At 69.2% G+C, this 5,791-nt stretch carries 6 protein-coding genes; 3 read left to right on the top strand and 3 right to left on the bottom strand.

The features are described from left to right. On the bottom strand, positions 1-386 hold a 386-nt coding region (locus tag I55_RS17285), incomplete at its 3' end, for a DUF692 family multinuclear iron-containing protein (RefSeq protein WP_044561821.1). 26 nt (positions 387-412) lie between these two features. Then, positions 413-697 carry a DUF2282 domain-containing protein gene (locus tag I55_RS17280; RefSeq protein ID WP_252181190.1) on the bottom strand — a complete coding sequence of 95 codons (285 nt, stop codon included), beginning with the start codon at positions 695-697 and terminating at the stop codon, positions 413-415. Between the two features lie 206 nt (positions 698-903). Between I55_RS17280 and I55_RS17275 the strand changes: the two genes are divergently transcribed. The 3 genes from I55_RS17275 to I55_RS17265 all read left to right on the top strand — a co-directional run bounded on the left by I55_RS17275 (position 904) and on the right by I55_RS17265 (position 5,108). Next, positions 904-2,250 (top strand): amidase, encoded by a 1,347-nt coding sequence (locus I55_RS17275; protein ID WP_044561820.1) that lies wholly within the window; start codon positions 904-906, stop codon positions 2,248-2,250. Between the two features lie 126 nt (positions 2,251-2,376). Further along, complete coding sequence (locus tag I55_RS17270) at positions 2,377-3,813, top strand: M20/M25/M40 family metallo-hydrolase (RefSeq protein WP_199902627.1); 1,437 nt, start codon at positions 2,377-2,379, stop codon at positions 3,811-3,813. Then, positions 3,813-5,108, top strand: a complete 1,296-nt coding sequence (locus I55_RS17265; RefSeq protein WP_083901188.1) for an MFS transporter — start codon at positions 3,813-3,815, stop codon at positions 5,106-5,108. The genes I55_RS17270 and I55_RS17265 overlap by 1 nt, the downstream gene beginning before the upstream one ends. A gap of 98 nt (positions 5,109-5,206) precedes the next feature. On the opposite strand, the gene I55_RS17260 is transcribed toward I55_RS17265, so the two are convergent. Then, positions 5,207-5,512, bottom strand: a complete 306-nt coding sequence (locus I55_RS17260) for a hypothetical protein (RefSeq protein ID WP_148293795.1) — start codon at positions 5,510-5,512, stop codon at positions 5,207-5,209. Between the last annotated feature and the right edge of the window lie 279 nt (positions 5,513-5,791).

Raw genomic sequence — 5,791 nt, 5'->3', positions numbered from 1 at the left:
TCTGGCGATATGGGCGGCCCCAGGTCCAGGCTGGCGTCGGTATAGGGGATGGGCAGCAGGTCGTTCAGGTAGGTGCCGTCGATCCGGCACCAGGCCAGGTGTTCGGACACCAGCTCGGGCTGGTAGCGGTCGACCACGGCGGCCAGGTCGACCAGGTGGGCCGCGTCCAGCGGTTCCGCCCCGCCCAGCGACAGGCCGACGCCGTGGATGGACAGGGGGTAGACCTCGCGCAGCGCCGTCAGCCAGCGGTGGGGCGGGCCGCCGCCGCCCATGTAGTTCTCGGCGTGCACTTCCAGGAAGCGCAGGGAGGGGCGCCGGGCCAGCAGCTCGGCGGTATGGCGGGCCTTCAGGCCGATGCCGGTGATGCCCCTGGCCATGGTGGTCATGATGGCGCCCCTCCCTGGTTGACGGCTTACTTCTTGGCGGGTTCGGTGCTGCCGCCGGCGATCTTGGCGCAGGTGCCGGCCGGCACGGCGATGAAGGCGCCCGGGTCACGGTCCTTGGTGGCGTGGCCAGCGCAGGAGTTGCTGTCGGTCTTGCAGTCGTTGTGGCCGGCCTTCACGACGCCGTAGCACTTTTCCATGTCCGCGGCCTTGGCCGGGGCGGCGGCCAGGGTGGCGCCGGCGACGGCGGTGGCGACGATCAGGCCAAGGCCCAGACGGCGGCTCATGGAGGTATGGGTGGTGGTGGTCTGCATTTTCAAAGTCCCCTCAAGGTGGGTGGTTGCGATGGCTGAACGCTAACCCCCGCCACCCGGCCTTGTGAAATGCAGGGGGGATATGGATTTGATAGCGGCGGGATATGGCGTCCTATTGCCGCGCCTGCCGATGCGCTTGCCGCCGGGCCGCAGCCCGTGCCAGGGTTGCCGCCGGCTTGAACCCGCCCCATCCCGAAGGCGCCCCCATGGACCTTACCACCGCCCTCGCCGCCCTTGCCGACGGCACTCTGACCGCCCGCGACCTGGCGGAGGCCTGCGTCGCCGCCCGTGCCGACCGTCCGGACGGGCGCGACAATCCCTATGTCGCCTTCAATGCCGGACTGCTGCGGGCCCAGGCCGATGCCGCTGATGCGCGTCGCCGGGCCGGGGCCCCGCTCAGCGAGTTCGATGGCATTCCCCTGTCCCTGAAGGATAATTACGGGACCGGAACGGTATGTTCCGGTACCTGGCCGGTGTTCGCCGGGTCCCCCCGCCGGCTGCCGGGCGCCTGGAACCGGCCGGGGGGCGTGGTTTCCGCCCTGCTGGCGCGGGGCGCCGTGGTCACCGGCAAGACGCGCATGGTGGAATTCGCTTTCGGTGGTCTGGGCGCCAACGGGCATTGGGGCACGCCGCGCAATCCCGCCGATCCAGCCGTGCACCGCGTGCCCGGCGGGTCCAGCACCGGCGCGCCATTGAGCCTGCGCGAAGGCTCCGCCCTGCTCGCCCTGGGCACAGACACGGCGGGATCGGTGCGCATTCCCGCGGCGTGGAATGGGCTTTACGGCTACAAGAGCTCGCGCGGGCATTTGCCGACCAACGGCATCGTGCCGCTGTCGCCCCGACTGGACACGGTGGGCATCCTGGCGTTGACAGCGGCCGACCTGGCGGCGGGCTACCGCCTGCTGACCGGTTCCGCCATCGAGCCGCTGGCGGATGGCGGTGCCTTTCGCATTGGCAGGGCGCCAGCGGCCTTGTGGCAGGACTGCGGCCCCGGTGTGGTCGCGGCGGTGGAGGCGGCGCTGGACCGGTTGGAGGACCTGTTCCGCCCGGTGGGCACGGTGGCGGTCCCGGACCTGGAGGAGGCGCTGGCCCTGTTCCGCCGGGGCGGCCTGGCGGGGGCGGAGATTTTCGGCTTCCTCAGCCGTGAGTTGCCCGACTGGCTGCCCAACCTGGACATCTTCGTCGGCCCGCGCATCCGTGCGGCGGCCGATGTGCTGGATTATGCCGAGCGCGTCGCCTTCCTGGACCACTTCGCCGCCGGGGCGCAGGGGATGTTCCATGACGTGGACGTGGTGGCGCTGCCCACCGTGGCCATCACCCCGCCGCCGCTGGCCGACCTATCGGATCCCTTGGCCTATGGCCGCGCCAACCTGCTGGCGCTGCGCAATTGCTGCGTCGCCAACCTGGGCGACATGGCGGCCGTCACCCTGCCGGTGGGTACCGATGCGGCGGGGATGCCGGTGGGTCTGCAACTGCTGGCCCCGCGCGGTGCCGACGCCCGCCTGCTGGCTGTCGCGCAAGTGGCGGCCGACCATCTGGCCGGGGACGCCTGACCACCCGGGCATGGCAGGGCTGTCGCTTGCGATGATGCGACCCGCGCACCGGCGCTTGCCTGCCCGCCGGTCCTTCCCGCATCGTGGGAGCCTTGGCAGTTCCGTCCCCAAACCATAAGAGGCCCCATGCCCCCGCTCCAACGGCCCCTACGCATGTTGTCCGCCGCCCTGATGATGGGAACGGCGCTTTATGGCTTTGGCGCCGGGGCGAAACCGGTCAGGCCTGAGGCGTCGGCGCCTGAGGCATCGGCCGTGGGCCCGGTGGATGATCATCCCGTACTGCGGGAGATCGCCGCCCAGGTGGATCCGGCGCAGTTGCACGCCACCATCGAAAAGCTGGTGTCCTTCGGCACCCGCCACACCCTGTCCGACACCACGTCTCCGGATCGGGGAATCGGTGCCGCCCGCAGCTGGGTGAAGAGCCGGTTCGAGGCCATCTCCAAGGACTGCGGCGGATGCCTGACCGTGGTGACGCCGGCCCAGACCGTGACCGGCAAACGCGTGCCCAACCCGACGGAGGTCATGGATGTGGTCGCCGTGCTGAAAGGCACGGAAGAGCCGGAGCGGGTGATCGTCATCGCCGGCCACCTGGACAGCCGCGTCACCGATGTCATGAACGCCACGGCCGACGCGCCGGGCGCCAACGACGATGCCTCGGGCGTGGCCGCGGCCATCGAGGCGGCGCGGGTGCTGTCCCATCACAAGTTCCGCGCCACCCTGGTGTTCGCCGCCCTGTCGGGCGAGGAACAGGGCCTGCTGGGCGGCAAGGTCCTGGCCGACTACGCCAAGGCCCAGGGCTGGACGCTGGAGGCCGACCTCAACAACGATATCGTCGGCAATACCCAGGGGGAGGACGGGGTGGTGGACAACACCCACGTCCGCGTCTTCTCCGAAGGCACCAAGGCGGTGGAAACGGTGAAGCAGGCCAACCAGCGCCGCTATTCCGGCGGCGAGGTCGACAGCCCGTCGCGCAACCTGGCGCGGTACATGAGCGCCATCGCCGACCGCTATATGGACAATTTCAGCGTGCGCATGGTCTATCGCACCGACCGCTTCGGCCGCGGCGGCGACCAGGTGCCCTTCCTGGAGGCGGGATATCCGGCCGTGCGCGTGACCGAGGCGCATGAGAACTACACCCGCCAGCACCAGGATCTGCGCACCGAGGGCGGCGTGCGCTATGGCGACACCATCGACGGCGTGGACTTTCCCTATCTGGCCCAGGTGACGCGACTCAACGCCCTGACCATGGCCAGCCTGGCCTGGGCGCCGGCGCCGCCGACCGAGGTGAAGGTGGAGGGGGCGCTAAAGCACGACACCACCCTCAGTTGGGCCAAGGTGCCGGGTGCCGTCGGCTATCGCGTCTGGTGGCGCGACACCGTCGCCCCCACCTGGGAGCATGACCGCTGGGCCGGCGACGCCGCCACGGTGACCCTGCCCAACGTGGTCATCGACGACTGGTTCTTCGGCGTCTCCGCCGTGTCCAGGGACGGCTATGCCAGCCCGGTGGTCTATCCCGGCCCGGCCGGATCCTTCATCGCCGTGCCCGACCCCGCAGGACAGTAATGAGCACTCCCTCTCCTGACATCACTCCGTCCGAGGACCAGGCCCCCGGCCGGGGCTGGGGCGGGGCGCTGCGCCACCCGGCCTTCCTGCGCTACTGGTTCGCCCGCATCCTGTCCATGGGCGCCCTGCAGATCCAGGCGGTGGCCGCCGGCTGGGCCGTCTATGACCGTACCGGCAGCACCATGAATTTGGGCCTGATCGGCCTGGCGCAGTTCCTGCCGTCGGTGGGCCTGGTGCTGGTCACCGGCCATGCCGCGGACCGGCTGGACCGCCGCTTCATCATCACCACCTGCGTGGCGGTGGAGGCGGTGGCCATGGCCATGACCGGGGTGGTGCTGGCCTCTCCCGACCTGCCGGTGTGGCTGGTCTATGCCGCTGTCATGCTGTTCGGCGCCGCCCGCGCGTTCGAGGCGCCAGCCTCCTCCGCCCTGCTGCCCAACCTGGTGCCCAAGGCGGATTTCCCCAACGCCGTGGCCATCAGCTCCTCCGCCATGCAGGTGGCGGGCGTGGTGGGGCCGGCCCTGGGCGGTGTGCTCTATGCCGCCTTCCACAACTGGGTATTCGGGGTGGGGGCCGGTTTCCTGCTGCTGGCCGGCCTGATCGTCGTGGGCATCAAGGCGCCGTCGCGCTCCATCGCCCGCGCGCCGGTCAGCTGGGACGGCATCCTGGGCGGCGTCCGCTACATCCGCCATCAGCCCATCGTGCTGGGCGCCATTTCACTGGATCTGTTCGCCGTGCTGCTGGGTGGGGCCACCGCGCTGCTGCCGGCGCTGGCCCGTGACCAGTTTTCCGCCGACGCTGGCCTGTTGGGACTGACCGGCCCCATGCTGCTGGGTGTCATGCGCGGCGCGCCCGGGGCCGGCGCCATCCTGGTGGGCCTGACCCTGGCCGCCTGGCCGCTGAAGCGGCGAGTGGGACCGGTCATGCTGACCTGCGTCGGCGTTTTCGGCCTGGCCACCATCGTCTTCGGCCTGACCCATTCTCCCGCCATCGCCCTTCTCAGCCTGCTGGTCATGGGGGCGGTGGACATGGTCAGTGTCTTCGTCCGCCAGACCCTGGTGCAGTTGGGTACGCCCGACGAGATGCGCGGCCGGGTCAGCGCCGTCAGCGGCCTGTTCATCGGCGCGTCGAACCAGCTGGGCGAGTTCGAATCCGGCCTGACCGCTTCCTGGCTGGGCACGGAACTGGCGGTGGTGGTGGGCGGTATCGGCACGGTGGCCGTGGTGGCGCTATGGTGCTGGTGGTTCCCGGCCCTACGCCGCGCCGACCGGCTGGACTGGTCCGCCGCCCCATGAACGGCAATAAAAAAGGAAGGGCGGGCCGTGGGCCCATCCTTCCTTTTTCAAACGTACGCGCTATCGCGTCCAGGATGGACGCTCAGCAGCGCGGGCGATCAGCCCTTGGCCTTGAAGGCGCGCAGCTGCTTGTTGAACTCGTTCGCGATGCTCTGCATCTGGTCGACGGCGGCGTTGTACTTGGCGGAGCCGGCGGCCTTGTCGTTCTCCAGGCACTTCAGGAAGTCCTGCATGTCGGCCATGTAGCCCTTAACCGAGGCGTTGGCGCTGGTCATCTGCTCGGTGGTGGCGGCGGCACCATCCGGAATGGACGGCGGGTTGGCGTGCGTGCTGCACTCGGCCAGCGCGGGGCCGGCGACAAAAAGGGAAACGGTGGCCAGAATGCCCATAAACTTCGCGTTCATCGTGATCTCTCTTCTCTGCTGCCCCAGGGTCCGCCATTCTGTGCAACGCAAAACAGGGGGGTGTGGGACCCGCTGCCTGGCCTGCGTTCGTGACGACGACCGATTGTTTACGGCCGGTTTATTAGCAAAACCTTACCAAGGTGAAAACAAGTACCGCATGCATCGTTGGGCTGCGTTGCACGCGGGGTTCTGGTACCGGTGGGGCGTATATTTGAATTGTACGCAACCGGTTACACCATCCTCGCTCAATTCGGCATCCCTTGCTTTTGTTTTAGGAAA

Origin of the sequence: Azospirillum sp. B4 (assembly GCF_000333275.1) — a bacterium.
GTDB lineage: Bacteria > Pseudomonadota > Alphaproteobacteria > Azospirillales > Azospirillaceae > Nitrospirillum.
The sequence above is the reverse complement of the archived record's forward strand: the minus strand, read 5'-3'. Positions and strand labels throughout refer to the sequence as shown.